Annotated in this window: 24 protein-coding genes; 12 read left to right on the top strand and 12 right to left on the bottom strand. The window is 66.2% G+C overall.

Features of this window, described 5'->3' with window-relative positions; genetic code table 11:
- Window positions 1–132: 132 nt before the first annotated feature.
- From ACHAA3_RS03010 to ACHAA3_RS03000, 3 genes are read left to right on the top strand one after another with little or no spacing between them, the layout of a single operon-like run.
- Window positions 133–1,212 (top strand): glycosyltransferase, encoded by a 1,080-nt coding sequence (locus ACHAA3_RS03010; RefSeq protein ID WP_435707457.1) that lies wholly within the window; start codon window positions 133–135, stop codon window positions 1,210–1,212.
- Window positions 1,205–2,608 carry an O-antigen polysaccharide polymerase Wzy gene (gene wzy / locus ACHAA3_RS03005; RefSeq protein WP_435707456.1) on the top strand — a complete coding sequence of 468 codons (1,404 nt, stop codon included), beginning with the start codon at window positions 1,205–1,207 and terminating at the stop codon, window positions 2,606–2,608. The genes ACHAA3_RS03010 and wzy overlap by 8 nt, the downstream gene beginning before the upstream one ends.
- Window positions 2,609–2,643: 35 nt before the next feature.
- Window positions 2,644–3,828: an oligosaccharide flippase family protein gene (locus ACHAA3_RS03000; RefSeq protein ID WP_435707455.1), complete on the top strand. Its 1,185-nt coding sequence runs from the start codon at window positions 2,644–2,646 to the stop codon at window positions 3,826–3,828.
- A 37-nt stretch (window positions 3,829–3,865) separates the two neighbouring features.
- On the opposite strand, the gene ACHAA3_RS02995 is transcribed toward ACHAA3_RS03000, so the two are convergent.
- Complete coding sequence (locus ACHAA3_RS02995) at window positions 3,866–4,546, bottom strand: hypothetical protein (RefSeq protein WP_435707454.1); 681 nt, start codon at window positions 4,544–4,546, stop codon at window positions 3,866–3,868.
- 284 nt (window positions 4,547–4,830) lie between these two features.
- On the opposite strand from ACHAA3_RS02995, the gene ACHAA3_RS02990 reads away from it, so the two are divergent.
- Window positions 4,831–5,943, top strand: coding sequence for a glycosyltransferase (locus tag ACHAA3_RS02990; protein WP_435707453.1), 1,113 nt, complete (start codon window positions 4,831–4,833; stop codon window positions 5,941–5,943).
- A 22-nt stretch (window positions 5,944–5,965) separates the two neighbouring features.
- Here ACHAA3_RS02990 and ACHAA3_RS02985 read toward each other — a convergent pair whose 3' ends face one another.
- The 5 genes from ACHAA3_RS02985 to ACHAA3_RS02965 are packed head-to-tail and all read right to left on the bottom strand — an operon-like array spanning window position 5,966 to window position 11,319.
- Window positions 5,966–7,090: a glycosyltransferase family 4 protein gene (locus ACHAA3_RS02985; RefSeq protein WP_435707452.1), complete on the bottom strand. Its 1,125-nt coding sequence runs from the start codon at window positions 7,088–7,090 to the stop codon at window positions 5,966–5,968.
- A 5-nt stretch (window positions 7,091–7,095) separates the two neighbouring features.
- Entirely contained in the window at window positions 7,096–7,731 is a 636-nt protein-coding gene (locus tag ACHAA3_RS02980) for a hypothetical protein (RefSeq protein WP_435707451.1), read from the bottom strand.
- The gene (locus ACHAA3_RS02975) at window positions 7,728–8,327 is read right to left on the bottom strand and encodes a sugar transferase (RefSeq protein WP_435707450.1); all 600 of its coding nucleotides are present in this window, start codon (window positions 8,325–8,327) and stop codon (window positions 7,728–7,730) included. The genes ACHAA3_RS02980 and ACHAA3_RS02975 overlap by 4 nt, the downstream gene beginning before the upstream one ends.
- A complete protein-coding gene (locus ACHAA3_RS02970) occupies window positions 8,324–9,457 on the bottom strand; it encodes a DegT/DnrJ/EryC1/StrS family aminotransferase (RefSeq protein ID WP_435707449.1) in 1,134 nt (377 codons plus the stop codon). Before ACHAA3_RS02970 ends, ACHAA3_RS02975 begins: the two co-directional genes overlap by 4 nt.
- Complete coding sequence (locus tag ACHAA3_RS02965) at window positions 9,454–11,319, bottom strand: polysaccharide biosynthesis protein (protein ID WP_435707448.1); 1,866 nt, start codon at window positions 11,317–11,319, stop codon at window positions 9,454–9,456. Before ACHAA3_RS02965 ends, ACHAA3_RS02970 begins: the two co-directional genes overlap by 4 nt.
- A 203-nt stretch (window positions 11,320–11,522) precedes the next feature.
- Here ACHAA3_RS02965 and ACHAA3_RS02960 point away from each other — a divergent pair, with 203 nt between their 5' ends.
- On the top strand, window positions 11,523–12,437 hold the full coding sequence (locus tag ACHAA3_RS02960; RefSeq protein WP_435707447.1) for a hypothetical protein: 915 nt from the start codon (window positions 11,523–11,525) through the stop codon (window positions 12,435–12,437).
- Window positions 12,438–12,455: 18 nt separating this feature from the next.
- Here ACHAA3_RS02960 and ACHAA3_RS02955 read toward each other — a convergent pair whose 3' ends face one another.
- From ACHAA3_RS02955 to dtd, 3 genes are all read right to left on the bottom strand, one after another.
- Window positions 12,456–13,877 carry a polysaccharide biosynthesis tyrosine autokinase gene (locus tag ACHAA3_RS02955; RefSeq protein WP_435707446.1) on the bottom strand — a complete coding sequence of 474 codons (1,422 nt, stop codon included), beginning with the start codon at window positions 13,875–13,877 and terminating at the stop codon, window positions 12,456–12,458.
- A 75-nt stretch (window positions 13,878–13,952) separates the two neighbouring features.
- Complete coding sequence (locus ACHAA3_RS02950) at window positions 13,953–15,023, bottom strand: LCP family protein (RefSeq protein ID WP_435707445.1); 1,071 nt, start codon at window positions 15,021–15,023, stop codon at window positions 13,953–13,955.
- A 131-nt stretch (window positions 15,024–15,154) separates the two neighbouring features.
- A complete protein-coding gene (gene dtd / locus ACHAA3_RS02945; protein ID WP_435707444.1) occupies window positions 15,155–15,583 on the bottom strand; it encodes a D-aminoacyl-tRNA deacylase in 429 nt (142 codons plus the stop codon).
- A gap of 57 nt (window positions 15,584–15,640) precedes the next feature.
- Between dtd and ACHAA3_RS02940 the strand changes: the two genes are divergently transcribed.
- From ACHAA3_RS02940 to ACHAA3_RS02930, 3 genes are read left to right on the top strand one after another with little or no spacing between them, the layout of a single operon-like run.
- On the top strand, window positions 15,641–16,135 hold the full coding sequence (locus tag ACHAA3_RS02940) for an FABP family protein (RefSeq protein WP_435707443.1): 495 nt from the start codon (window positions 15,641–15,643) through the stop codon (window positions 16,133–16,135).
- Window positions 16,128–17,108: a CAF17-like 4Fe-4S cluster assembly/insertion protein YgfZ gene (gene ygfZ / locus ACHAA3_RS02935; protein WP_435707442.1), complete on the top strand. Its 981-nt coding sequence runs from the start codon at window positions 16,128–16,130 to the stop codon at window positions 17,106–17,108. The genes ACHAA3_RS02940 and ygfZ overlap by 8 nt, the downstream gene beginning before the upstream one ends.
- Window positions 17,108–17,644, top strand: a complete 537-nt coding sequence (locus ACHAA3_RS02930; protein WP_435707441.1) for a hypothetical protein — start codon at window positions 17,108–17,110, stop codon at window positions 17,642–17,644. The genes ygfZ and ACHAA3_RS02930 overlap by 1 nt, the downstream gene beginning before the upstream one ends.
- Window positions 17,645–17,830: 186 nt before the next feature.
- Here the strand turns inward: ACHAA3_RS02930 and ACHAA3_RS02925 are convergent, their stop codons facing one another.
- Window positions 17,831–18,160: a hypothetical protein gene (locus ACHAA3_RS02925; RefSeq protein WP_435707440.1), complete on the bottom strand. Its 330-nt coding sequence runs from the start codon at window positions 18,158–18,160 to the stop codon at window positions 17,831–17,833.
- A gap of 132 nt (window positions 18,161–18,292) precedes the next feature.
- Here ACHAA3_RS02925 and ACHAA3_RS02920 point away from each other — a divergent pair, with 132 nt between their 5' ends.
- The gene (locus ACHAA3_RS02920) at window positions 18,293–19,444 is read left to right on the top strand and encodes an AAA family ATPase (RefSeq protein ID WP_435707439.1); all 1,152 of its coding nucleotides are present in this window, start codon (window positions 18,293–18,295) and stop codon (window positions 19,442–19,444) included.
- 16 nt (window positions 19,445–19,460) lie between these two features.
- Here the strand turns inward: ACHAA3_RS02920 and ACHAA3_RS02915 are convergent, their stop codons facing one another.
- A complete protein-coding gene (locus ACHAA3_RS02915) occupies window positions 19,461–20,849 on the bottom strand; it encodes a polysaccharide biosynthesis tyrosine autokinase (RefSeq protein WP_435707438.1) in 1,389 nt (462 codons plus the stop codon).
- Window positions 20,850–20,993: 144 nt separating this feature from the next.
- On the opposite strand from ACHAA3_RS02915, the gene ACHAA3_RS02910 reads away from it, so the two are divergent.
- Together ACHAA3_RS02910 and manA are read left to right on the top strand one after the other, a co-directional pair.
- Window positions 20,994–22,766: a DEAD/DEAH box helicase gene (locus tag ACHAA3_RS02910; protein ID WP_435707437.1), complete on the top strand. Its 1,773-nt coding sequence runs from the start codon at window positions 20,994–20,996 to the stop codon at window positions 22,764–22,766.
- Window position 22,767: 1 nt separating this feature from the next.
- On the top strand, window positions 22,768–23,958 hold the full coding sequence (gene manA, locus ACHAA3_RS02905; protein WP_435707436.1) for a mannose-6-phosphate isomerase, class I: 1,191 nt from the start codon (window positions 22,768–22,770) through the stop codon (window positions 23,956–23,958).
- A 74-nt stretch (window positions 23,959–24,032) separates the two neighbouring features.
- Here the strand turns inward: manA and ACHAA3_RS02900 are convergent, their stop codons facing one another.
- Window positions 24,033–25,115 carry a mannose-1-phosphate guanylyltransferase gene (locus tag ACHAA3_RS02900; RefSeq protein ID WP_435707435.1) on the bottom strand — a complete coding sequence of 361 codons (1,083 nt, stop codon included), beginning with the start codon at window positions 25,113–25,115 and terminating at the stop codon, window positions 24,033–24,035.
- Between the two features lie 65 nt (window positions 25,116–25,180).
- On the opposite strand from ACHAA3_RS02900, the gene ACHAA3_RS02895 reads away from it, so the two are divergent.
- Complete coding sequence (locus ACHAA3_RS02895; RefSeq protein ID WP_435707434.1) at window positions 25,181–26,110, top strand: asparaginase; 930 nt, start codon at window positions 25,181–25,183, stop codon at window positions 26,108–26,110.
- Window positions 26,111–26,136: the final 26 nt, after the last annotated feature.

Raw genomic sequence — 26,136 nt, 5'->3', positions numbered from 1 at the left:
TCGCCTGTCGTCGGCGGCTCGGTCGCCATCCGGCCGCCACTGAAGGCCGCATCACCGAGCTCGGAGACCTCGCTTGGTTCGGCCATCAACCGACGGCCCACCTGTACGATGTCGGAAATGGGGGTGGCGTAAGTGAACAGCGGAGTGGTCCATGTCCTCTATTCACTCGACCGCGGTGGCGCCGAAGTGCGGACCGTCGAGTTGGCGGAGTTTCTGGGCAGGCGGTTTGAGTTTCTTTGCTTGTCCGAACGACCCGGATCCATGGACCGGCGGGTGGTCGGTGGGGGGCATTCGCTGACCAAGATCAGCTTCAAGATCCGGAACTCGCCCAGGCTGTGGAGATATTTTCGGGAGAACAACCGCAAGGTGGTGCACTGTCACGCCGGGCCGGCAGCAGGACCAATTCTCGCCCTAGCAGCGTTGGCTGGTGTGCACCGTCGCATCGCGCACTTCCGTAGCGACGCTGTCGGCGGGGAGCAGAGGCTCGCGAAGTCAGTTCTTCTGGCGATGTCGCGGATCCTCATCAAGCTCGTCGCGACGGACATCGTGGGAGTGTCGCCCGGAGCCCTGAGCGGTGCCTGGAACGAGAACTGGCGGTCTGATCCCCGGTGTCGTGTCATCGCGAACGGAATTGATACGTCGAGAATTCGTGCCGGGGCGGGCGTTCCACGGCCTGAAGATGAACGTCTTCGTCTGATTCACGTCGGCAGGAGCGATCCCGCCAAGAATCGCTGCCGGGTGATCGAGATCTGGCGAGAGAGCTCCAAGCGTCAACCGACCCTCCTCACGCTCGTCGGTCAGCTAGATGACGCGGAACGGTCTGTTCTTGCGCAGCTCAGCCCCGGCGCGGGTAACTCGTTGGTCGAAGCCGTCGGAGAGTCAGATGACGTTCCCCGTCTGATCGCGGAGGCGGACGTGCTCCTCTTACCGTCCAAGCGCGAGGGTCTGCCGGGTGCTGTGCTCGAATCGTTGGCGTTGGGAGTGCCCGTGGTCGCGTCGCGACTTCCCGGTACCGAGTGGATTGCCAGTGAGTCGGAAGGGATCGTCTTGCGCGAGCTGGAGGATCTCAATTCCTTGTGGCTGGATGCAATCGATCAGGTCCGCGGCCTTCGGCGGAGCGACGTCAGACGGTCCTTCGACCTCAGCCCCTTCGTGATGGAGCGCACGGCGGAGGAGTTTACGAAGCTGTGGAGCGGGTCTGTTGATGCATGAGACCTCGAGGTCGCCATCTGCGCCCGGGCTGCAGCAAGCTGTTGCTGGCAGGCCAGCAAGTCGCTTTCTGGTTCTGTGGGGATTTGTTCTGCCGTGTCTTGTGCTTGTCAGGAGCGCATACTCGCCAAGCATTCAAGTAACCGCGACAATTGCACTGGCTGTCCTTGTTCTTGGAACCGTCACGCTGTCGTGGACTCAATCTTCTGGATTCTGGTCGCCGGCGTCGGTGTATTTCGTGGTTTTTGGGGTCTTCCATGTGGGGCTCGCGCCGTACTGGATTTTCGGTGGGGACCCACAGCTGACGCGCGTCGAGGACTATGCGTGGTTTGCGGGGCCGCTGGGACTCGCGGCGCTCTGGCTGGTGATCTATGCGATGTGCGCCTACTTGGTAGGGGCATTTTTGGCGAGTATTCCTCGCGTGAGCTCGCCCAGAGTTGTTAAGGACGCCAGTGGTCGTTCTGAGCGTTTGGCAAAGCTGGGCGAGATCCTCTTGGTCGTTGGAGTCGCCTTGTGGCTCTACCGAGTCGTTTCTTCGGGCGGGTTAGGACTTCTCGTTGGTTCCTACGAAAGCTTCCTTTCGGGCACTGCGCTAGGCGGCCTTTCGCTGGCCTACCCCCTGATTGGTATCGGGCTTGGATTCAGCATGTTGGCCACCAAGTTGAAGGACGTCCGAATCGGGGTGGTGGCCTTTTGTGGCTTTGCTGTCATCGCATTCTTTGTAGGCCTCCGTGGAGAGGTTCTGTTTCCGATAGCGGTGGCCTCCTGTGTTCGAGCGACCCGAGTTCAGATGCCGAAGCTAAAAGCCATTGCGCTGGTACTTGTGGTGGCTCTCGCTGTGATCAGCGGTGCTCAAAGCGTGCGCGCGGCCGGTGTAGCCGCCTACGAGCCACGTCTTTCAGATTTCAATCCGGCCGCCGCAGTAGCTGAGCTCGGATCGACCATTCGAGTCGTCGTCTACACGCTCGCCTGGCACGATGCGGGCGAGCCTTATCGAGAAGGTGACACCTACACGGTTGCAGTGGCCAGGCTGATCGAAGGAGTGGCCTCTCCCGCGACTCGGCCAGACGCCGCGTCGGATTTCCGCTTGTTCAACAGCGAGATCGCCTCGCGGGCGGGCAATATTGGCGGTTCTACGGTGGGAGAGGCGTATCACAACTTCGGCGTGGCCGGAGTACTGGTCATCCCGCTACTTCTCGGAGTACTGATGGGCGTTTTCGGACGTCAGAGTTCGTACCTCCGCATGGCCCTGTTCGTGTGCGTCGCGGTTCCGTTGTTCAACCACGTGAGGAACTCCTTCGTTCCTGTCATTCCGGCCGTCGTGGGGGCGCTCATCCTGCTGGGAATTCTTTCAATACTCCAGAACCGGGGGCGACTGAACCGGGCTGTTGTCACGTGATTCGGCGCCTGGCCAGCAGTGCGGTGGCAGGTGTCATGAAGTGGTCTCTCCTGTCGGTCGCCGTTTCGGCTGTAACTGGCGTCGCCGCGGCCCGAGCGCTGGAACCATCAGGTCGAGGTTTGCTGGCCCTCATTTTGTCGTTGGCCGGAATCTGTGTGCTCGTCGGTGCCATGGGGACAAATGTCGCCATTCGGGTGCACCTACCCAAGTCCGATGACGTGGGGATCAGGTCCTTCCTGGTCGTTAGCGTCAGGCTCCTCTTGGCCGTGGCGATCACCTTGGTCGGCTTGGTGCTGTGCGCGTATAGATGGATCGATCCCGCGTTCGGCTCCTGGTCGATTGCGCTTGGATTCGTGGTGTTCGGGATTGCGAGCTTCGTCTCCAACCAAGCCCTGGATCTGCTGAATGCGCGAGGAATGGTGCAGCGGTCGGCGATGCTCAACGCCCTTGGGTCTATCCTCACGATGCTCCTGGTGCTGGCCGCTCTTTTCATCGGGCTGGGCTTGGTAGCTGTTATCGCTGCGTACGTCGCAGGACCGCTGGTGCAGGGTCTGGTTGGCCTCGCGTGGTCGGCAGATGCCTTGGCCGCCGACGAGAGCCCCCCCGCGGCCAGGAGCCTGCTTCGTACGGGTGTGAGGCTGATGGGGTTCAATTTGGGGCAATCGCTGGCCTACTCCTCCGGTCCCGTTATTCTGGCCGCGATCGCTGGGTCCCGGGAGGTGGGGATCTACGCGGTTGCGGTCACACCGGCGAGCCTGGCACGTGTGCCTGCAAACGCTCTCGGACAGGTGAATTTCTATCGTGCGTCGTCCGGCGTCCTGACCCTCAGACGCCTTAGGAGAGAACTTGCCGTAGTCATGGTCTCGCTGTCGGCGATGGTGGTGGCCGGTCTGATTGTTGCTGAGCCGCTCGTCACCACTGTCTTCGGATCCGCCTACGCCGACTCTGTCGTGGTGTTCCGGCTGCTCCTGCTGGCCGAACTTGCGCTTGTACCGTTCCTGATCATTGCGCGGGTGTTGGCAGGCCTGGGGCTCCCGCGTGCGGCGAGTACGTGCGGAACGTGCGGTGTGCCCGTTCTATGTGTGGGCTGCATACTTTTGGTGCCCAGCTACGGCGCCGCGGGTGCCGCCGGCGCGAGCATTGCCGCTTACGCAGCTATGTCGATGCTTGCGGTGTGGATGGTGTGCAAGTATCGGGCTCGGTTGTCGCAGGTTAACTAGAGCCCGTCATCTACCGTGGGCCGCCGAAATTTCTCAGCTAGCGGGACACGAGCTTCAGGTACCGGACCTTGGTGGGATAGAGCGCACGTCGGAGTCGACCTTCCCAGCGTGCGACTTTCTTGAAACGGAAGTCCCGACTGCGTCGACTGCTGTGGCACCACCTGAGCCAGTTTCGGGTTCCTCGAGCCACTCCGCCGAAGAGGATGTCTTCGGCTGCATTGAACTCGACGCCCGCGGTCTCGAGCAGACGCTTGGTGTCGGCTTCCATACCGCGAAGGCTGGGGACCTTGCGTGTATCGAAGTGGATCAGAAGGTGGTTGAGCTTTCGCAGTTCTCCACCGGTCGCCAGTCGGTCGATGACTGCGAACTCGGCTCCCTCGATGTTGATCTTCGCAAAGATCTCATCGTCGCTTCGCAAATTCTCTGCGAACCACGTGGCTGCGTCACGAAGTTCGCAAGCCACGATGCCCTGGTCGCCATCCTTGTCGGCGGAAAAGGACGCGCCGACCGACCCGGCATTGTGCAGCGGTAGCTGGGCGTCAGAACTCCAGAGGCCGAAGCGGCAAACTGTCGTGCGCTCGTCGGCAAGCTCGTCGAGTACGGGCCAACAACTCGGCGCCGGCTCGAAGCAGTAGATGCGGTCGAACTCCCATTCTGAAGACGAAACTGATTGCAACGTTTCACCGAGGTGGGCGCCGATGTCGAGAAAGATCTTCACCCGTCCAATTTTAGTCGCGACGCGTGCTCCGCGTCGACAACGACGCGGCGGCGCACCGAGTAGTCGAACGTGTCGGATCCTGTCGCGTTGGCGCGCCCGGTCGTGCCGAGCGAGGACTAGCGACCTACTAGCATCGGGTGCACGCAACGGATCGGTCCAGACTTCGGATGATCTGCCGAGTTGAGAGCGCGCAATCGTCAGACAGGACTAAGCCGATGAGACTGCTCGTAGCGGGCGAGTTCCGCTTTCACCGCACGTCAGACGGTCGTATCCATACTGACGGGGTGTTCGGTAGCGACTTCTGGGCTCGTTATCTGGAAGTCTTCGACGAAGTGGTCGTGGCCGCCAGAGTCGATGAGCGAGAAACGCGGAATGATGGGGTCGCGGTCGAGGCTGACGGCATCTCGGTCGTACCGCTGAGGTACTACGTGGGACTCCTCGGTCTGCTGCGTAACTACCGAGGACTTCGACGTGACATCAAGAAGGCACTTCTATCTGACGATGCACTGCTGCTGCGAGCGCCAGGCCCGATCAGTGCGATGTTCCAGTCGCAGCGTCGGAGGGCTCGGCCGTACGCCGTAGAGGTGGTGGGCGATCCCTATGAAGTCCTGACGACGTTGGGCTGGCCTGTGGGGCGCATCCTCCGCCGGCTTGCTGCCCGACGAATGAGAACAGTGGTCGGAGGGGCAACAGCTGTCTCGTACGTGAGCGAGACGATCTTGCCGGAGCGCTACCCACCCGACCGCCGGGCGCATGTCACCTCGTACTCCAGTGTCACGCTTCCTCCTGAAGCGTATGCAGACAGGGAGGCCACGCGTGCTGACGTCTCTGCCGCTCGACTGATCGTCGTAGGGAGCATGGAGCAGGAGTACAAAGGGATCGACGTGGTCCTGCGATCGTTCGCTGCGCTCGACCGGGCACAATTTGGCAGCTTGCGCATTCTCGGTGATGGCAAGTATCGCGCCAAGTACGAAAGTCTGGCGATGGAGCTCGGGGTAGATCAGTCGGTGAGCTTTGCCGGTCTGCTGCCAACCTCGGTGCAGGTTCGTGAGGAGTTCGACCACTCTGACCTCTTTGTGTCGGGATCTCGATCCGAGGGTCTTCCGAGGGCGATGATCGAGGCGATGGCGCGTAGATTGCCGTGCATCGGAACAACTGTCGGAGGAACGCCTGATCTGCTGCCGTCGTGGGCGATGTGCCCGGCAGACGACGAGCAAGCGCTCACCGACCTGCTGAATCGATTCGCTTCGAGCGAGAATCGCGCTGAATTGGCCCAGGTCTGTCGCGATCGGGCAGACGATTACGCTTTGGATATCCTCAACAAGCGCAGAAGCTCCTTGTACGAGCACCTGGCGGGTTGTATGCATGAATGGAATCGCCAGTCAGCCAGAGGCTGACCTACCCCAAGTACGCCAGCACTCAGTCGGCAAGCACGATCTCTGCGATACGTTCGGTACTCGCATCTATGCCGAACTCCACCTCCATGAACGTGCGGGCGTTCATGCCCATGGTTTCCAGCGATCCGTCGTCAAACTTGCTGCGGGCCTGGATAAGCGCTGCGAGTAGCGGATCACTTTGGCCGGCTGCGGTGACCCACCCCGACTGAGAAGTGACGGCTTCGGGCAAGCCTCCTGCGGTGCTGACTATCGACGGCAGACCCATGGCGGACGCCTCGAGCGCTGCGCCGTGGTTCTCAGATAGCGAGGGAGAAACCGACACGTCGGCGCTGCTGTACAGCGGTCTGACATCACTGACGGAGTCAGCCCAGTGCACTGCGTCTCCGATCATCGCGTGTGTCTGCATTAGTTGCTGACGATGACGTTCCCCAGCTTCGTCAAAGCCGCTGCCCACGATCACCAGCAGCGATTCAGGAAACTGACTGATGAACTCATCCCAGGCGTCGAGAAGGATGTCGTGTCCTTTGATGCCGACGCCGGGGAAGACCGAACTCTTGGGAGCGTAGACGTAGGCGACCATGATGACGACGAACGTGGCGCGCTTCGCACCCCACAAATCGACTCGCTCGTCGAGTCCGGGGTGATACCGGTTCAGGTCCACGCCGTAAGGAATCGTAGACATCCGCCCATCTGGGACTCCTAGCCGTTGGTACGCGCGGGCGGTGAAATCTGATCCGGCGATGAGGTGATCGTCGAATCGCCACATGAGTCGTTCGAAGACCTTGATCGCAGGGTTCTCCAGGTACAAGGGGCCGGCGACCATGTGAACCTTGCGAGCGCCCAGCCCGACGGACGATATCCGGCATGAAAGCGCTGAGGCGTACAAGTGGTAAAAGATGACGTCTGGCTCGGTTTCGCGTAACAGTCTCCTGAAGCGCAATAGGCCTCGTACCAACCCGAAAGAGGGTCGAAACGAGAAGTCGAAACTAGATTCTGCCACCGTGTAGCCCGCGGCATCAGCTGCTCGACGCAGCTTGCCATCTCCCGCAGGAATGACGAGTGTCACCACCGCTCCCCGCCGCACGAACTCCGCAACCTGAGGCAGTACCCACAAGCCGCCTTCGTTCGTCTTGAGTACGACAGTCACTCTGGTCATTTGGCGGGTACTCCTTTCACCGTTGTGCCGGGCGCCACCCTTCCCACCACACATGCAGCAGCTCCCACTGTTGCCCCGACCCCGATCTCAATGCCGGGTAGCAAGGTGCAGTTGGTGCCGAGCTCGGCGCGGGTCTGGATGTCGCAGGTGCCGGAGATAACAGCCGCGGGGTGGACGGTGACGAAGTCCGCGAGCGTGGAGTCGTGGCCAACCTGGACACCGCGATCCAGGTGAACATGAAGTCCGATCGACACATCGGAGCCAACTCCAACATTTGCACACACGATGGACCCAGGGCCGAGCGCAAGACTGGCTCCCAATTGTGCTGTTGGATGCACGAGCGTCGCCGGGATCCAACCTTGGCGCTCGGCGCGAGCAGCCAATCGCGCGCGAGCGCTGGCATTTCCGACTCCCACGACGTAGTGAGGCCGGGAACCGAGAGGTGCGTTGTCGATGGTGCCGATCACCTTGCTGCCGCGTCGCTCGACGCGGGCGACGTTCTCGGGACTGGGTGCGTCATCGACGAAGCCGAGCAGGTTCCAGGTCGGCTCGACGGCATTGATGGCATCAACGACGTCGGCGACTTCGCGCCCGAAACCGCCGTAGCCGATGATGACGAGATCCTTGATCACTTTGGATGCCCTCTGAACTCGGTCATCGTGGGCATGCCGTCCTCAGAGATGCCGCGCCGACCGAGCACGGGCGCCACCGTCCTAACAAGGATCGAGATGTCGCCGCGCAGGTCGCGCGAGTCGACGTACCGCACGTCAAGCGCGAGGCGCTCTTCCCAGGGGAGGTCGTTGCGTCCGGAAACCTGTGCGAGGCCCGTGATCCCTGGTCGCACCTCGTGGCGACGTGCCTGGTCGCGGGAGTAGCGGTCGAGGTAAGACACGAGCAGGGGACGCGGGCCCACCAGCGACATGTCGCCCTTGATGACGTTGATCAGGGTGGGCAACTCGTCCAGGCTGAGCGACCGGAGCCGGTGGCCGAGGCGTGTCATGCGGTCAGCGTCGATGGCATCACCATTCTTCATGGTGCGGAACTTGATCAGGGTGAAAATCTCCCCGTTCCTGCCCGGTCGTTCCTGACGAAACAGGACAGGTGCCCCGAGACTCATCCAGATCAATGCGGCGACCACAGCCTGGATGGGCAAGGTCACGATGAAGAGTGTGGTGGCACCGATCAGGTCGATCACCCGCTTGAGTGGGTCGTACGCGCGCCCGCTCATGACCAACGTTCGAAGAAAGCCTGGATGGCTGAAGTTATTCGTGTGGTCTCGACGGGGCCGAGCGCAGATCCGCTCGGCAGGGACAAGCCAGTTCCGAACAAGGCCTCAGCCGTTCCTGTCACTGAGCGCGGATGATCAACAAATACCGGCTGCAGGTGCATGGGCTTCCACAGCGGGCGGCTCTCGATGTTGTCTTCGGCCAGAGCCGCGGACAGCTCAGAAGTGGTCCATTCTGCCGTTGCGGAGTCGACCACAATGGCAGTGAGCCAGCAATTATCGTGCTCGTCGCCCTGACGCTGAAAGATCTCGACCCCAGGCACTCCGGCGAACAGATCGTCATACATCTGCCGGTGTGCTCGTCGCTTGGCGATCATGTCGTCGAGACGAGCGAGCTGCGCCCGACCGAGCCCGGCCAGCAGGTTGGAGAGCCGGTAGTTGTAGCCGATCTCCTTGTGCTCGTAGTGCACGGCGGGCTCGCGAGCCTGGGTCGACAGGAAGCGCACATGGTCGGCGAGGTCCTTGTCTGCGGTCAGCACCATGCCGCCACCCGAGGTGGTCATGATCTTGTTGCCGTTGAACGACAAGATCGCCGCGTCACCGAAGCTCCCAGCCAGTACGTCTCCAGACCGCGCGCCGAGCGACTCGGCGGAGTCGGACAACACCTTCACCCCGTGCTTCGCCGCGACGGCGGCGATGGCCGTGTAGTCGGCGCACCTGCCGAGCAAGTCGACCGGCACGATCGCCGGCACACTCTTGCCCTCGGCCTTCAGCTTGCCGATGATCTCGTCGAGCAGAACAGGGTCGATGTTGCCCGTGCTCAGGTCGGAGTCGACGAACACGGGGGTTGCGCCGGTGTAGGTGATGGCATTGGCGGTCGCCGCGAAGGTCAGCGTGGATGTGGGCACGAAGTCGCCCGGCCCCACACCCCACGACACCAGCACCAGATGCAGGGCGGCGGTCCCGGAGTTGAGAGCGACGGCGTGGTGCGCGCCGACACGGTCGGCCATCTCCTGCTCGAAGGCGTCGACCTGCGGGCCGAGTGGTGCGACCCAGCCTGAACGGATGGAGTCGACCAGGTACTGCTCCTCCAGGTCGGTGACGTCCGGACTGGACAAGAAGATACGACTCACAGATCGACGTTCTCATGGTTGGCAACAGACATGCGATCTGACAGGGCGGTAACGGCACTGACCACGGAGACATTCGAGTCGCCCACAGCGAGGTGGAGGGCGTCACGGTGAGAGATGGCAGGTACAGACACGTGCGAGACCAGCGGGTGCACGGACCGCACGTCGGACTCGCCGGTGGCGAACAGCACCTCGTGCATCTTCTCTCCAGGTTTGAGACCGGTGTACGCGATGTCGATGGTGTCGCGTGACTGCTCGATCATCTGGCGGGCGACGTCGGCGATGTTGACCGCTTCGCCCATGTCGAGCACCAGCGCCTCGCCGTCGCGGCCGATGGCGGCAGCCTGGATGACCAGCTGGACGGCCTCGTCGACGGTCATGAAGTAGCGCGTGACATCGGGGTGCGTGACGGTGACCGGGCCGCCCGCGGCGATCTGCGCCGCGAACGTGCGCAGCACCGAGCCGTTGGTTCCCAGCACGTTGCCGAAGCGCACGCTCAAGAATGTTCCGGTGGGCGATTCGGCGAATGCAGCCGTGAGGCCTTCGGCGATGCGCTTGGTGTAGCCGAGGACATTGATGGGGTCGGCTGCCTTGTCCGTCGAGATGTTGACGAAGCGTTCGACACCGACCTCCTCAGCGGCCTGCAGCACGTTGAGGGTGCCGAGCACGTTGGTCTTGACCGCCTCGGCGGCATGCCCCTCGAGCATGTTGACGTGCTTGAGCGCGGCCGCGTGGAAGACGACCTCGGGCCGGTGGGTCTCGAACACCTCGCGCATGCGATCGGCCTCGCGGATGTTGGCCAGCACCACGTCCTGCGACTCAAGATCGGCCCGGCCGTGGATCGACAGCATGAGTGAGTGCAGGGCCGATTCGTCCCGGTCGACCATCACCAGGGCGGCCGGATCGAACCGAGAGATCTGCCGGCACAGCTCGGAGCCGATGGAGCCACCAGCTCCGGTGACCAGCACCCGCTTGCCAGTGAGGGTGTGCGAGATCGCCTGCAGGTCGGTCTTGATCTGGTGACGGCCCAGCAGGTCCTCGGGGGCCAGGTCGCGCACCGAGCTGGCACTGATCGCCGAGAACATCTCGTTGACGCTGGGCAGCACCTTGATGTCCAGATCGTGCTCGAGCGCGATCTCGTTGATGCGCCCGATCAACTCTGCGCTGGCACTGGGGATGGCTGCGATCACCGTGGTGGCGCCGGTGCGCTGGGCCACCTTTCCAAGCTGATCGATAGCGCCCAAGACACTGAGACCGCGAAAGCGAAAGTGCTTCTTCTGGCGGTCGTCGTCCACGAAGCCGACCGGGCGCCACTGCTGGTGCGCATCGCGGTGCATGGACTGCACGAGCTGGCGCCCACCCTCGCCCGCTCCGGCGATGACCACCGGCGTCTGGACGGCGTCGGGTCGCACGGGCCGCGACTGCAGCACCAGCACCCGCCACAGGCCGCGCGGCCACACGCACAGCAGCAGCGCGATGAACAACGCCGTGATCGGTGTGGTGCGAGGAAGAAGGGGCCCGTCGGCGAGAAAGTTGACGGCGGACGCCACGACGCTCGAGCCGACCAGCACGCTGAACAGCACAAAGGTCTCTTCGAAGCTGGCCAGAGCGGACCGGCCCTGGTGCAGACGAACAGCCCACGCGATCAGCACGTGGGTCAGCGCGGCCACGCCGCCAACGATGAGCACGCCGTACAGCGGGACGTGACCGTTCGCGCTGCCGACGGTGACCTCGGGGGCGACCATCACGGTCTCGAGCCGAAAAGCCACGGCTAGGTACATCGCGAACAGCCACGCGGTGACGTCGAGACTGACGAGGACCGGGATACGCAGATGGCGAGAGAGCCGCACCGCCTGATTGCGCATGAAACCCCCCGAGGGCCTGAGGCAGAGAAAAAAACCAACAGACTATCTATACCGCCCGCGACGACTCTACCGCGAGATCGGCGCACGTAACGAATATCCGCCCGTTCTGTCTCTCAGCGTAGACGGACGCGGATTCGGTTCAGAGTGCCGGTCACAGTCGATACGATGTGTGGTGTCCGAGGCAACGGAGAAAGGACCTGTAAGTGAAGCGGACTATCGCGGTGATGGCTCTGGTCGTGTTCCTCGTGATCGACGCCGTCCTTCTGGTGGTGCTGTTCCAACAGATGGGCGACGCCCGGGTCTCGCAGAACGGCGACCAGCCGGTCTCGGCCAGCACGCCGACCGCTTCGGATACTCCTGACCCCGAGGCAGCCGGCCCGGCAGCCCTCGAGCAGATCGATGACGGGCTGCTCGCGCGCATCTCGCGGGGCCGTTGCACGGGCCAGTCGGCACCACTGCTGGAGGTCTCGGCCGACCAGGGCGCCACGTTCAACGAGGTCGCGCTGCCGCTGTTGGACGATACCGAGAACCTCGCGATCCGATCTGTGCTGCAGGTGCGCGCGTCATCGGCCACCGACCTGACTCTCGTGGGCAGCAACCAGCAGTGCGAAGAGCGCCAGTTCTCGACCGACGACGGCGGAGCCTCCTGGACGGAGTCCGACTCCCTGAGCCCACCGAGCACGGCGAGGGGCTGGTACGTCGACGCGTCCGGGACCGGCGTGGTGTCACCGACCGGCGGGTCTGACCTGGGCTGCGACGTGGTGGCACTAGGAGCGGTGAGTGATCGCAATGCCAAGGTCGCGTGCGCCGACGGCACGATTCGTGGCACGGACAGCAACGGCGACGAGTGGGTGCTGCTGGGCACACTCGATGGGGTGTCGGCCATGACGTTCACGGCCCTGAGCGATGGCTACGCCATCGCCCCGAGCGACGACTGCGAGGCCGCGGCGTTCGTCACGGCCAGCACCGGGCTGGAGTGGGAATCCGTGGGATGCGTCGCGGACCAGGGCAGCGTGCAGGGTCTGGTCGGCACCGAAGGTCGGCTGTCCGCTCTGATCGATGGCGACGTGCTGGTCAGCACCGACCAGGGGCAGACCTGGGACTCGCCGGGCGCCTGACCACCACGGTGGTCAGTGTCAGCCAGTCTTGGCGCGGGTGCCGCGACGACCGCGGCCAGCGGGTATGTCGGTTGGCTCGGCCACCGGCGCGTACCCGTAGCCGTATCCGTACCCGTAGGTCGAGCTGCCGCGCTTGGGCTGCGGCGCCATGTTGACGATGGTGCCGACCAGTCGGGCATCGACCGACTGGAGTCGGTCGACGGAGGCCTCGATCTGCTCGCGGGTGGTCGATCCATGGTTCACGACCATGATCGCTCCATCGGAGTCGGCCGACAAGATCGCGGCGTCGGTGACGGGCAACAGCGGAGGAGCATCGATCAGCACCACGTCGTAGGCGTTGCGGGCGTCGGCGAGCAACGTCTTCATGCTCTCGCTCTGCAGTAGCTCGGCCGGATTGGGCGGAGTGGCGCCCGACGCGAGGAGGTCGAAGGTGGGGGTCACCGACTGCACGGCCTCCTCGACCGAGACACGTCCGACCAGCACCGTGGTGACGCCGACTGAGTTCTCCAGGCCCAGGTACTCCGTGGCCTTGGGGCGACGCAGATCGCCCTCGATCATCAGCACGCGTTGACCGGCCTGAGCCATCGACAGGGCCAGGTTGCACGTGGTGGTGGACTTGCCCTCACCAGGGACAGCGCTGGTCATCACGAACACCTTGCTGTTGCCGTCGACGTTGACGAACTGCAGGTTGGTGCGCAGCACTCGAAACGCCTCGACGCGCGGAGCGTGGCTGTCGAGCGCGGTGATGAGGCGCTTCTTGGAGGCGCTCTTGTCGAAGTGGATGGTGCCGAGGATGGGTGCGTCGCCACTGGCGCCGGCCAGGTCGACGTCGTTGCGGATGCGATGGTCGGAGGTGTCGCGCAGCACCGCGAGCCCGCCGCCGGCGAGCAGGCCGAGGATCAGGGCCAGGCCCAGGTTGCGGACCGGCTGCGGGGAGATGGGGCTGGCCGGCACCGTGGCGCGGTCGACGATCGTGGCCTTGACCGGGGCGGTCGACTTGCCCGGAGCAGTCTCGAGCTCGGCCACGTAGTCCACGAACACCTCGGAGGCGGACTGGGTCAGCTTCTGCGCCATCTCAGCCGAGGGGTCGGTCACCGCGATCGACAGCACGACGGTGTCGGGCTGGGACATGGCGGTGATCCGGTTGGACAGAGTGCGGGGGTTCACGTCGATGCCGAGGTCCTCGACGACGCGGCGCGAGATCTCCTCACCGGTCAGCAGGTCGGCGTAGGACGCGACCCGCCCCTGCGAGAACGTCCCACCTTGGAACGTGGTGGCATCGTCGGTCTGCGACGTGGAGATGAACAGCCGCGCCGTCGACTGGTACTGCGGCGTCGAGGCCAGGGTGAAGGCCAAGGCGAGGCCGACGGCGATCGCCGTCGTGAGGGCGATCAGCAGCCATCTTTGCCGCAGGATGCGCGTGTAGTCCGAGAGTTCCATGCTCTGCCGTTCCGATGGTGATGGGGTGGGCTCACCGTAACGAACGTGAGCGGCGCCACTGGTGAGGGTGTGTCTCTAGTCGACCTGGTCGGCGCTGCCCAGCAGCAGCTCGGGGTGATCGGCCACGAAGCTGTCGACCGTGTCGTCGGTCATCGAACTGAACAGCCGTTCGCTGAGATCGCTGTCGACGTTGACGATGCTGCCGGCCACGGGATCGTCCGACGTCCCGTTGGTGGGGATGGTCATGAACGTGACATCGGCGGGACGGATGCCACGCATCGAGACGGCCAGGGACCGGATGTCGCCGTTGGACCAGCCGTCGTCGACGGCCATGTTGTTGGCGATGGAGCTGACCGTGCTGCGCAGCCTGAGCGGATTGGTCAGCGTGCCGCGGTCGAGGACCGCGCTCATCATCGAGCGCAAGAAGTTCTGCTGACGCTTGGCGCGGTCGAAGTCGCCGCCCGGGAGGTTGTAGCGCTCGCGCACGTACTCGAGCGCGCCGTCGCCGTCGAGGGTGCGGGTGCCGTCCTGGTCCGTGGTGATCTCGACGCCGCCCAGCGAGTCGGTGATGTCCTTGAAGCCGTCCCAGTCGACCATCGCCAAGTGGTCGATGCGCTGGTCGGCGAGATTCTCGACCGTCGAGATCGCGCCGGATGGTCCGTACATGGACAGGGCCGCGTTGATCTTGGTGGTCTCCTGCTGGTCGCCCTGCTCGTCGAACACCGGCACGTAGCTGTCGCGGGGGATCGACACGACGTAAGCCGCCTCCCGGTCCGCGTCGATGTGCACCAGCATGGTCGCGTCGCTGCGGTACTTGCCCGTGGGCCAGTCGCCGGACGCAGCGTCGTCGAGGATCGACGTGCCGCCGGGATCGCGGTCGCTGCCCGTGTCGGCGCCGAGCAGCAAGATGTTGACGTTCTCGTTGTCATCGACGGCGGGGCGCTTGTCCTCGGTGACGGTCACCGGCACCCGCTGCACGTCGCCCAGCGAGCTGTTGAGCACGACGGCGAACACGCCGGCAGCCAGCACCGGAATGAGAATGAACGCCATGAGCGTGATGAACAGACCACGATGGCGGCGGATGAAGCCGGGGCGCTTGGCCTCGGTGGCATCCGGATCGGCGTCGGCGTCGGCGTGGCGTGCCAAGGTGACTCCCGGGAGGGGTGGCGAAAGGTGGTTGCTTGTCGCCGGGTCTGGCGACGTCGGAACGATACCTCAGAACGAGGCCAGACCCGAGATGATCTCGGTGCCCGCGCGCAGGTGCGTGGTGCGGTGGCTCAGGGGCCCATCTCGAGCAGCACCGTGGTGGGGCCGTCATTGATGAGACTCACCTGCATGTCGGCGCCGAACACCCCCTGCTCCACCACCGCATCAGCGTCGCGTAGGGCAGTGCAGAACCGTTCGTACAGCGGCTCGGCGACGGCTCCGGGCGCCGCAGCGGTCCAGGACGGTCGTCGTCCCTTGCGGGTGTCGCCGTAGAGCGTGAACTGGCTGACGACCAGCACGGGCGCGCCCACGTCGGCTGCCGACTGCTCGTCGCGCATGATCCGCAGGGTCCAGATCTTGTGGGCGAGTCGGGCCGCGACCTCGTCGGTGTCGTCGTGGGTGACGCCCAACAGCACCAGCAGGCCGGGGCCGATCGTGCCGACACGACGCCCCTCGACGAGCACCGAGGCTTCGCTGACCCGCTGGACGACGGCCTTCATGCGCTCCGGTTCCTCACGCGCAGAGGTTAGCGAACATCCGGCCGATACGATGGATGCATGCCGTTCGTGATTCCCGAGGACCTCCACGCCGATCTCATGCCCATGTCGTGGTTGCTGGGCACCTGGCGCGGCTCCGGCAAGGGCGACTATCCGACCATCGACGCGTTCGCGTACGACCAGGAAGTCATCTTCGCGCACGACACGCGTCCCTTCATGCACTACTTCAGCCGCACCTGGATCACCGACGACGACGGAGAGCGGGTGCGGCCCGGTGCGTTGGAGACCGGCTTCCTGCGCCCGGGCGTCGATGGGCAGATCGAGCTCGTGCTCTCCCACGCGACCGGGTACGCCGAGATCTGGTACGGACAGATCGAAGGCGCCCGAGTGACCCTCGCGACCGACCTCGTGGCGCGCACGTCCACCGCCAAGGAGTACACCGCCGGGCAGCGCATGTACGGGCTGGTCGACGGTGACCTGATGTACGCCATCGACATGGCCGCCGAGGGCCAGGAGATGCAGTCGCACCTGTGGGGACAGCTCAAGCGTGACTGAACCCGACGTGACACCCGACGCGACTCCTGTTCGCCTCAGCCCGCTGCTGGACCTGCACGGCGCGGTCCCTGCCGACGCCCCCGATGGCGCAGTGGCGGCCCACTACGGCGCCATCTCGGCCGAGCAGACCGCGCTGCTGGCCGGTGACGGCTTTGTCGACCTGTCGCACCGCGATGTCTTCACGATCACCGGGCCCGACCGCCTCACCTGGTTGCACGCGCTGAGCACCCAGCACCTCGAGCAGCTGCAGCCCGGCGTGCGCACCGAGGTCCTGCTCCTGTCGCCGCAGGGCCGCATCGAGCACGGATTCAACGGCGTCGACGACGGCGAGACCTTCTGGGGCCACACCGAGGCCGGTGCCGCCGAGCCGCTCGTCGCGTTCCTCGAGCGGATGAAGTTCATGACGCGGGTCGAGCTGGCCGTCGTGTCCGACGAGCATGCCGTGATCGGGCTGGTGCGCGACGGTGCGCTCGCCTGGGAGATCCGCGCGCGCGACACCCTGCTGGACCTGCCGGCCGAGCTGGGTGCGCCGCGTGGCATCTGGGCCTGGGAGGCACTGCGGATCGAGGCTGGCGTGCCCCGCATCGGCATCGACACCGACGAGCGCGCCATTCCCAACGAGGTCGGACTGCTGGGCATCGCGGTGCACCTCGAGAAGGGGTGCTACCGCGGTCAGGAGACGGTCGCCCGGGTGCACACGCTCGGGCGCCCCCCACGCCGACTGGTGCGTCTGCTGCTCGACGGCTCGGTCGATCACCTGCCGTCCACCGGCAGCGCCGTCATGCTCGGGGACAAGCAGGTCGGCACCGTCGGTTCGGCAGCTCGCCACCACGAGCTCGGTCCGATCGCGCTGGCCGTGGTCAAGCGGTCGGTGGACCCGGCAGCGACGCTGCTCGCCGACGGCGTCGCAGCCGCCCAGGAGCTGATCGTCGATCCCGAGGTCGGGCTGCACGTGCGACCCATCGTGAAGTGATGAGCGAACGCCGGTTCGCCATCCTCGCGGTCTGCACCGCCAACATCTGTCGGTCCCCGATGATGGAGCTGCTGCTGCGCGACCGTCTGGGTGAGGCTCGGTTCGAGCTGGCCAGTGCAGGCGTGCAAGGTCGCACCGGTCACGCGATGGACGCGATGTCGGAGATGGAGCTGATGCGCCTCGGCCAGTCCGCCGGAACCTTCCGCTCCCAGCCGGTCACCGAGCACCTGGTTCACTCCGCTGACCTGGTCCTGACGGCCACGCGGGCGCACCGCGCCCGCGTGCTCGAGGAGGAACCGCGGGCGCTTCGCTGGTCGTTCACCTTGCTGGAGTTCGCCGCCCTCAGCGAGTCGGTCACCGAGGACCTGACGGCTCCGGACCTGGTCAAGGCCGTCGCCGCGAGGCGGCAGGACTTTCGCGGCGATCCCGACGTGGCCGATCCACACCGGCGCAGCCCCAAGGTGCATCGTGAGACCGCGGACCAGATCCTCGCAGCCGTCGAGACGATCGCCGACCGGCTCAGCCGGTGCAGCTGATCGAAGCGGGAGCATCGTGCGAGCCGAGTGGCGCGCGCACCTTTCGCCCGTTCGGAGAGCTCAAGATCCCCAGGAGAACCCCGATAGTTGGCACCTCGCCCTCGTTGCGACAGGGGTGAGGCGTCAGCTTCAAGGGTTCTCCTGGGAATCATGGGGCGGGTGAGGTTCGGTGCGAGCCTGCCCTCGTCAGGCGAGCCCGGTGCCCACGAAGCGGACGCCCCCGGAGAACCCAAACAGTGCCGGGCCGTGCTGTACGCGGTGGCGTCTCTCGCCGCGTCGGAGCAGGTGATCACGGGCGGGGGGCCTTCCGGGTCGGCCGGTCAGTCGAACGCGTCGATTCGTCTCGATCAGGTCAAGGAGGTCAGGCCGCTCGAGAAGGGCGCCCTCGGTCTTCGCGACGACGACGGCCGGGGTCAGGATCGTGGTGCCGTCGTCCTCGACCTCGACCAAGTATCGCGCATGCGGACTGCCGAGAGTCAGACGTCCTCGCGAGTCCGATTCGATCATGTGCTTCACGGATCCACTCTGGGCCGATGGGCGCGGCGGGCAAGTGGGATGAAACTCCGCCATGGCTGTCACGCCCCACTACCTTGCCGAACACTTCCGTATACTTTGGCGAAGTATACGAATTGATACGGGGAGTGGCCGATGCTGAATGATCCATACTCACCTGGCGCGTTGCCGGATTACCTGGCTGGCCGAGCCGATGAACTCGGTATCGCTCGCGGTGTCCTGGGTCCTGTGGCCTTGGGGCGGGCCGCCGGGCCACTGCTGGCTTTCTATGGAGCGCGAGGAGTGGGTAAGACCTCGCTGTTGCGAGCGTTGCAGCGCGAGGCCGATGTTGGCGACTTTCTCACTGTGTGGGCGACGGGTCGGTCTGATGAGTCCCTTGTCAGCGGACTCGCCAGTGCGCTGGCCCACCAGCTGCGAGATGCCAAGCTCGAGGCGCGAGCGAAGTCCTTGCTGGGCCGGATTGATCAGGTCCGGGTGGAGTTCGGGGTCCCTGGTGCGAAGATCGCCGCAGACGTCAAGCCGGCGTCTCGGTCCGTGCCCGGTCTGGAGGAGCTGCTCGACGACACCGCCAGATTGGTCCGTGCCCACGGCCTGCACGGTCTCGTTGTCTTTGTCGATGAGCTCCAGGACGCGCCCTTGGGTGATCGCACGTCGATGCTCATCGCGCTGCAGCACTTCGACGGGGCCGGCTCCCCGATTGCCGTGGTGGCAGCGGGTCTGCCCTCTCTCCCCGGGGCCGTCACTGCAGCTGCCACCTTCGGAGAGCGGTCCAATTTCGTAGCGCTTGGCGCTCTGTCCCCGGTAGCCGTTGCCGAGGCCCTGCGCGTGCCGGCGGCCGAGCTGGGAGTCAGGTGGAGTGACGCGGCGATCGATGCGGCGCTAGAGGAGGCTCGCGGGTACGCATACAAGGTGCAACTGCTGGGATCGGCCGCGTGGACTGCACTGGCACCGCGAGCTGCTGGCGAGGAAGTCATGTTGCCGCACGTCCACCGCGCGATCGAGACGGTGGAGCGACGGATGCAAACCATGTTCGCCGCGCGCCTTGCGAAAGCCAGCGAAGAGGAGCGCCGACTGCTGGGCGCGTTGGCTGCGGTCGCCGATGACCGGGGCGACTCTGCGCGGTCTGCCGCTGCCTCGTATCTGGGTGTTGACCCAAGGTCGCTCAGTCGCGCCCGGCAGTCGCTCGTTGACAAGGGCCTCCTGGAATCGGCTGGGCATGGCCGGCTGAGGTTCACCATCCCTGGATTTGAGCGCTACCTCGATCAGCTGGCCGAGGGCGACGGTTGAGGGTGAGGCCCCACATCTACCGGCGAGCCCGGCGACCCAGCTCCACGGGCGCGGGCAGAGGCGCTGAACCCTTGTACCCGTATCCGTAGCCATAGGGAGCGATGACGCGCGCCGGAACCATCGTGAGCACCGTTCCGAGCAGGGGCGCCCCGACCGCCTCGAGACGACCGACGGCCGCGCGGACCTGCTCGCGAGTCGTGCGGCCGTGCCGGACCAGCAGCACCGCACCGTCGGAGAGAGTGGCGAGCACCGCCGCATCCGCGACGGGCAGCAGGGGAGGTGCGTCGAACAGCACCACGTCGTACTCGGCGCGCAGCACGTGGACCAGGTCGGACATGGCGTTGGTCGCCAAGAGCTCGGACGGGTTGGGTGGCAGCTTGCCCGTCGTGAGGACGTCGAGGCCCGGCACGCGCGTCTGCTGCACCGCATCGGCCGGATCGACCGAACCGACCAGGGTCGTGGTGAGTCCGTCCAGCCCGTCGAGGCCGAACAGCTCGGCCAGGCGTGGCCGGCGCAGGTCGGCGTCGATCAGCACGACCTGCTCTCCGCCGTGGGCGAGGGCGATGGCGAGGTTGGCCGCCGTCGTGGACTTGCCGTCCCCGGACATGCAGCTGGTGACGGTCAGCACGGTGTCCGAGCTGTCGACGTCGAGGAACTGCAGGTTGGTGCGCAGGATGCGGGTGGCCTCGAAGCGCGGGTCCTGGGGATCGAGGTCGGTGACCAGGGGCGAGCGATCGATCTGGCGGTCGTAGGCGACCGCCGCCAGCAGAGGAGCCGACGCGGCCTCGGTGAGATCGTCGGTGGTGCGCACGTACCGATCGGTGAGCTGCCGCACGGCCGAGACGAGCAGGCCGAGCAGCGCGCCGACCAGGGCACCGATGGCGACCCACCAAGGGATCGAGGGGGAGACCGGCGTGGCCGGCACTGCTGCACTCTCCACGACGGAGGCCGCGACGACGACCGAATTGGGCGGCTCGTCGTCACCTGCGTCGTCGGGCGCGGGAGACTCGACGGCCACGCCGCGTTCCACCAGCAGGGCGACCAGGTTCTCGGCGGCGCCCTGACTGATCTCGGCGGCGCGGTCGGCGTCGCCACTGCTGGCCGTGGCACGAAGCACCGAGGTGCCCTCGACGACGGAGCCCTCGAGGTCGGCGTCGTCGGCGTCGACCGACTCGGCGATCGTTCGGCCACCGAGCACCAGGGCGTAGGACTGCAGCAACCGGGCGTCGACCGCATCATCGGCCGAGACGTCGGCCACCGGGGTCAGCAGGACGTCGGCGGTCGCCTCGTAGCGCTGGGGAGCGATGAAGGACGCAGCCAGGGCCACCAGGGCGCCGACCACGGCCACGGCGACTGCGCTGCGCCACGACCTTGACAGCACTCGAGAGGTGCGCTCGCTGTTCATCGGTGCTCTCCTCGGCGTCGGTGCAGGGGCCCGTCAAGGCGAAACCCTATGCGGTGTGAGGAAGAGAACGACTCGATGGTCAGAAAGCGGGTCATTCTGTGGAAGAATTGGTGAGTCGTGGTGTCTTCAGTTAGGGCGTACTCAGTGACCGACGAGGCTGCCGAGCCCGTCTCCTTCTCCGATCTCGGGCTGTCGCCCGCGATCGTCGAGACGTTGACCAAGCTGGGCTACGAGACACCCACGCCGATCCAGGCCCAGGCCATCCCGACGCTGCTCTCGGGTCGCGACGTCGTCGGACTGGCGCAGACCGGCACCGGCAAGACCGCGGCGTTCGCGCTGCCGATGCTCGATCGTGTCGACCCGTCGTCGTCGGTCGTGCAGGCACTGGTGCTGGCGCCCACCCGTGAGCTCGCCCTGCAGGTCTCCGAGGCGATCGGCTCCTACGCCCAGAGCAAGCCCGGCGTCCGGGTGCTGCCCGTCTACGGCGGTCAGGGCTACAACCAGCAGCTGTCCGGTCTGCGCCGCGGCGCGCACATCGTGGTCGGCACGCCCGGCCGCGTCATCGACCACCTGGAGCGAGGCAGCCTCGACCTGTCGGCGCTGGAGGTCATGGTGCTCGACGAGGCCGACGAGATGCTCAACATGGGCTTCGCCGAGGACGTCGACCGGATCCTGAGCGGCACCCCGGAGTACAAGCAGGTGGCGCTGTTCTCGGCCACCATGCCCAAGCAGATCCGCGCGATCGCCAAGCGCCACCTGCACGACCCTGCCGACATCTCCACGCCCAAGGCCACCACGTCGACCACGACGGTGCGTCAGCGGTGGATCCAGGTCTCCCAGCACCACAAGGTCGACGCCCTGACGCGTCTGCTGGAGGTCGAGACCGGCGACGGCATGCTCGTGTTCGTGCGCACCAAGTCCGCCACCGAGGAGCTCGCCGAACGACTGCGGGCCCGCGGTCACAACGCGGCGCCGCTCAACGGCGACCTCGTGCAGGCGCAGCGCGAACGCACCGTGGGACAGCTCAAGTCCGGTGCCATCGACATCATCGTCGCCACCGACGTCGCGGCGCGCGGCCTCGACGTCGAGCGCATCACTCACGTCGTCAACTACGACATCCCGCACGACACCGAGGCCTACGTGCACCGCATCGGACGCACCGGTCGGGCCGGCCGCTCCGGTGACGCGATCCTGTTCGTCACCCCGCGAGAGCGCCGCATGCTGCAGGCCATCGAGAAGGTGTCGGGCCGACCCGTCGAGCAGATGACGGTGCCCACGGCGGAGGAGGTCAACGAGAGCCGCACGTCGCGCTTCTCCGAGACCATCACCAACAGTCTGGGTTCGCCGCAGTTCAACGCCTTCCGTGCCCTCGTCGAGCAGTACTCGCAGACGCACGAGGTCGCGATGGCCGACGTCGCGGCGGCGCTGGCGGTCATGAGCCAGGACGACAAGGACTTCTTCCTCAGCCCCGATCCGCCCAGGTCAGAACGGCGCGAGCGCCCGGATCGTCCTGATCGGCCCGAACGTCGTGACCGGCAGGATCGTCCGGGTCGCGACCGGGGTGAGCGCCCCGAGCCCCGAGACGGCCGGATCGCCTACCGCCTCGCGGTCGGCAAGCGGCACAAGATCGGTCCGTCGTCGGTCGTCGGAGCACTGGCCAACGAGGGTGGGCTCAAGCGGTCGGACTTCGGGCGCATCACGATCGGCCAGGACCACACCCTCGTCGAGCTGCCCGAGGACCTGCCTCCCGAGGTGTTCGAGGCGTTGTCGCGCACCCGCATCTCGGGGCGTCTGATCGACATCCGGCCCGACGACGGTCCGCCCATCAAGCGCACCCGCGAGGACCGCAAGCCCTACCAGAGCGACAAGCCGTACAAGGGTGACAAGCCGCGCAAGCCGCGGCACGGCAAGGACTGACGTGCACCGGCTGCAGAATCCGCGCCGCGGCTATGCGTGGGGATCACCCACGTTCATCCCGCGGTTCTCCGGCGAACGTGGTGACGGCACGCCCGTCGCCGAGGAGTGGATGGGCACCCACCCGCTCGGCGAGTCGACGGCGGCACTCGACAACGGCGACCTCGTGCCCCTGTCGCAGGTCAATGGACCGCTGCCGTTCATGCTCAAGATCCTCGCGGCTGACCGTCCTCTGTCGGTGCAGGTGCATCCGTCCGCGGACATCGCCCGCGCCGGCTTTGACGCTGAGCAGTCCGCCGGCATCGCGCTGGACGATCCGCACCGCAGCTACAAGGATCCGAACCACAAGCCCGAGATGGCGTATGCGCTGACCACGTTCGACACCCTGGTGGGCTTTCGCCCCACGGCCGAGATCCTGCGCATCCTGCACGGGCTCGACGCCCCCCTGGCCGCTCGGCTGGCCGCCGAGCTCACCGAGGACCCGGGATTCGCCGGCATCGTGCGTCTGGTGGAGCAGGTCCTCAGCGGCTCGGCCAAGGCCGAGGACATCGAGGCGGTGGTCGACGCCTGCGCGGCGCAGGTGCGTCGGGGCCTCGACGTCAAACGGGCCTACGCCACGGTCCTCGAGGTCTCCGAGCACCATCCGGGTGATCCCGGTCTGGTCATCGCGCTGATGCTGAACCGCCTGACGCTGCAACCGGGCGAGGCCGCCTTCCTGGGCGCCGGCATCATCCACGCCCACCTCAGCGGCATGTGCTTGGAGATCATGGCCAGCTCCGACAACGTCCTGCGTGCGGGTCTGACCAGCAAGCCGCTGGACCCGACCGGACTCATCGAGTGTCTCGACGTCGGCATGTCGCGGCTGGCTCGCGTGACCCCCACGCTGTTCGGCACGTCGACCGACGTGTTCGCGCCCGACGTGCAGGAGTTCGCTCTCGCGGTCGGCCAGTGCTCGGCGGGTGATCGGGGTGGCATCGAGCTGCCGATGTCGGAGCACCGGGTCATCGTGTGCACGGGCGGCGCCGTCGAGATCGTCAACGACGCCGACGAGCGCATCGCTCTGGCGCGCGGTGAGTCGTTGTATGCCGGACCGCGGGACGGGGCCGTGCGTGTCGCAGGCCTGGGTGAGGTGGCTCAGGCCTACCTGCCGCCGCCGGACGGCGCGACCGGCACGTCTCTGGTCGACCTGGTGTAGCTGGACCAAATTCTGTGACGTAGTTCGGCAGTCGATGTGTTGTCGCTGACGATCTGTGTCACAAAATTTGGAGGCTAGACCAGGTTTTCCCGGCCTGCGGCCTTGAGCGCAGCCGGGACCTGCTTGACCTGCTGGGCGTGCTCGCGCGTGGTCACCAGCACGGCGTCGCGGGTGCGAACCACGACGACGTCGTGGAGTCCGACCACGGCGATGACAGTGTCGTCGTCGCTGATCGCGAGACCGTCGGCGTCGATCCACACCGCACCTGCGTCGGAGTCGCGCAGGGTCGCGAGGGCAGCGAAGTCCCCGATGTCGTTCCACGAGAAGGTGCCCGGCACGACGGTCATGGCGCCCTCGCGCGAGACGGGTTCGGCGATCGCGTGGTCGATCGCGATGGGGGTCAGGGTCGGCCAGACCCGGGCGAGGGCATCGGCGTCCCCGGCGATCTCGACCAGGCCGGCGTGCAAGGTCGGCTGCAGCCGGGCGAGGTGGTCCAGCAGCACAGCGGTGCGGGTGACGAACATGCCCGCATTCCAGCTGAACCGGCCGGTCTGCACGTAGTGCTCGGCGGTGGCGGAGTCGGGCTTCTCCACGAAGGTGGTGATGGCGCGGGCGTGGGGTGCCCCGGCGATGTCGAGCGGGTCGCCGCTCTCGATGTACCCGAACGCGGTGGATGCGGTGGTGGGGGTGATGCCGACGGTCGCCACCAGACCGGCTGCGGCCAGCGCGGCTGCCTCCCGGACGGCGGCGGCGAACGCCTCGTCGTCGCCGATCACGTGATCGGCCGCGAAGGATCCGACGACGGCGTCGGGATCGGTGGCGTGGATGACCGCGGCGGCCCAGCCGATGGCCGGCATGGAGTCGCGCGCGGACGGCTCGACCAGCAGGTGCTGCAGGTCCGGCAGCTGTTCGCTGATCGCGGCCGCGTGCGCCGCTCCGGTGACGACGTGGATGCGCTCGGCGGGGATGAGCCGCAGCAGCCGGTCCCAGGTCTGCTGCACGAGGGAGCGCCCCGACCCGTCCAGGTCGATCAGGAACTTGGGCCGGTCGCGTCGCGACAGCGGCCACAGGCGAGTACCGGCCCCGCCGGCCGGGATGATGGCGTGGAAGGACTCGAGCGGATCACGAGGGGGCGGATCGGCGTGGGGCGTCGTCACGGCGTCACTGTATCGGCGCGACGTGGCAGGCCCCGGGCGGCAGCCAGACATGATTGGCTGGGTCCGTGGACGTGGTTGCCGAGGTCGTCAGGTCAGGATTCGTCGAGAGCCGGCACCGTGGTGCCGCCGTGCACGTGGACCCCGGTGGCGAGGTCGTCTGGGCGCTGGGAGACCCGTCCACGCTGATCTTTCCGAGATCGTGCAACAAGCCGATCCAAGCGCTGGGGATGCTGCGCGCCGGTCTGCCGCTGGACGGAGAGCTGCTCGCGCTGGCCATGGCCAGTCACTCGGCCGAGGAATTCCACCTGGAGGGCGTGCGGGCGATCCTCGCCGAGGCCGGCCTCGACGAGTCGGCCCTCCAGACCCCGCCGTCCTACCCGCTCGATCCGCACGTGCACGCCGATCTGCTGCGCGCCGGCGGAGGTCGGGCTCCGATCCGCATGGACTGCTCGGGCAAGCACGCCGCGATGCTCCTGACCTGCGTGCGCAACGACTGGCCGGTGACGACCTACCTGGCGCCCGACCACCCGCTGCAGCAGCTGATCACCGAGACCTTCGTCGAGCTGACCGACGCAGCGCCCTGGCCGATCTCCATCGACGGGTGCGGTGCCCCACTGCTCGGGACGTCGCTGACAGGACTGGCTCGCGCGATCGCGACGGTGCGGGGTGAGGCGGCCGGCGTCGGCAGCGACCGTCTGCTGGCGGCCTGGCTCGCCCATCCCGAGCACGTCAGCGGCACCGGCCGGGCCGAGCGCGACCTGATGCGTGCGGTGCCCGGCCTGGTGGCCAAGTCCGGGGCCGAGAGCGTCTACGTCGCCGGCCTGCCCGACGGATCGGCCGTCGCGCTCAAGATCGAGGACGGGGCCGAGCGACCGCTGCACGCGGTGATGGGCCGCGTGCTCGAGCTGGCCGGCATCGATGCGCCGATCGTGCAGGAGCGACCGGCCGTTCTCGGGGGCGCCGCTACCGTCGGCGAGGTCCGCACGACCTTCTGACCTGCGGAAACAGGCAGTGTGACCAA

It is taken from the genome of Aeromicrobium sp. CF3.5 (assembly GCF_051262695.1).
Lineage (GTDB): Bacteria > Actinomycetota > Actinomycetes > Propionibacteriales > Nocardioidaceae > Aeromicrobium.
The sequence above is the reverse complement of the archived record's forward strand: the minus strand, read 5'-3'. Positions and strand labels throughout refer to the sequence as shown.

Coding starts and splice junctions, on each gene's coding strand:
- wzy (WP_435707456.1), top strand. CDS start 1,205: ATGCATGAGACCTCGAGGTCGCCATCTGCGCCCGGGCTGCAGCAAGCT.
- ACHAA3_RS03000 (WP_435707455.1), top strand. CDS start 2,644: ATGAAGTGGTCTCTCCTGTCGGTCGCCGTTTCGGCTGTAACTGGCGTC.
- ACHAA3_RS02975 (WP_435707450.1), bottom strand. CDS start 8,327: ATGAGCGGGCGCGCGTACGACCCACTCAAGCGGGTGATCGACCTGATC.
- ACHAA3_RS02965 (WP_435707448.1), bottom strand. CDS start 11,319: ATGCGCAATCAGGCGGTGCGGCTCTCTCGCCATCTGCGTATCCCGGTC.
- ACHAA3_RS02955 (WP_435707446.1), bottom strand. CDS start 13,877: ATGGAACTCTCGGACTACACGCGCATCCTGCGGCAAAGATGGCTGCTG.
- dtd (WP_435707444.1), bottom strand. CDS start 15,583: ATGAAGGCCGTCGTCCAGCGGGTCAGCGAAGCCTCGGTGCTCGTCGAG.
- ACHAA3_RS02940 (WP_435707443.1), top strand. CDS start 15,641: ATGCCGTTCGTGATTCCCGAGGACCTCCACGCCGATCTCATGCCCATG.
- ACHAA3_RS02930 (WP_435707441.1), top strand. CDS start 17,108: ATGAGCGAACGCCGGTTCGCCATCCTCGCGGTCTGCACCGCCAACATC.
- ACHAA3_RS02920 (WP_435707439.1), top strand. CDS start 18,293: ATGCTGAATGATCCATACTCACCTGGCGCGTTGCCGGATTACCTGGCT.
- ACHAA3_RS02915 (WP_435707438.1), bottom strand. CDS start 20,849: ATGAACAGCGAGCGCACCTCTCGAGTGCTGTCAAGGTCGTGGCGCAGC.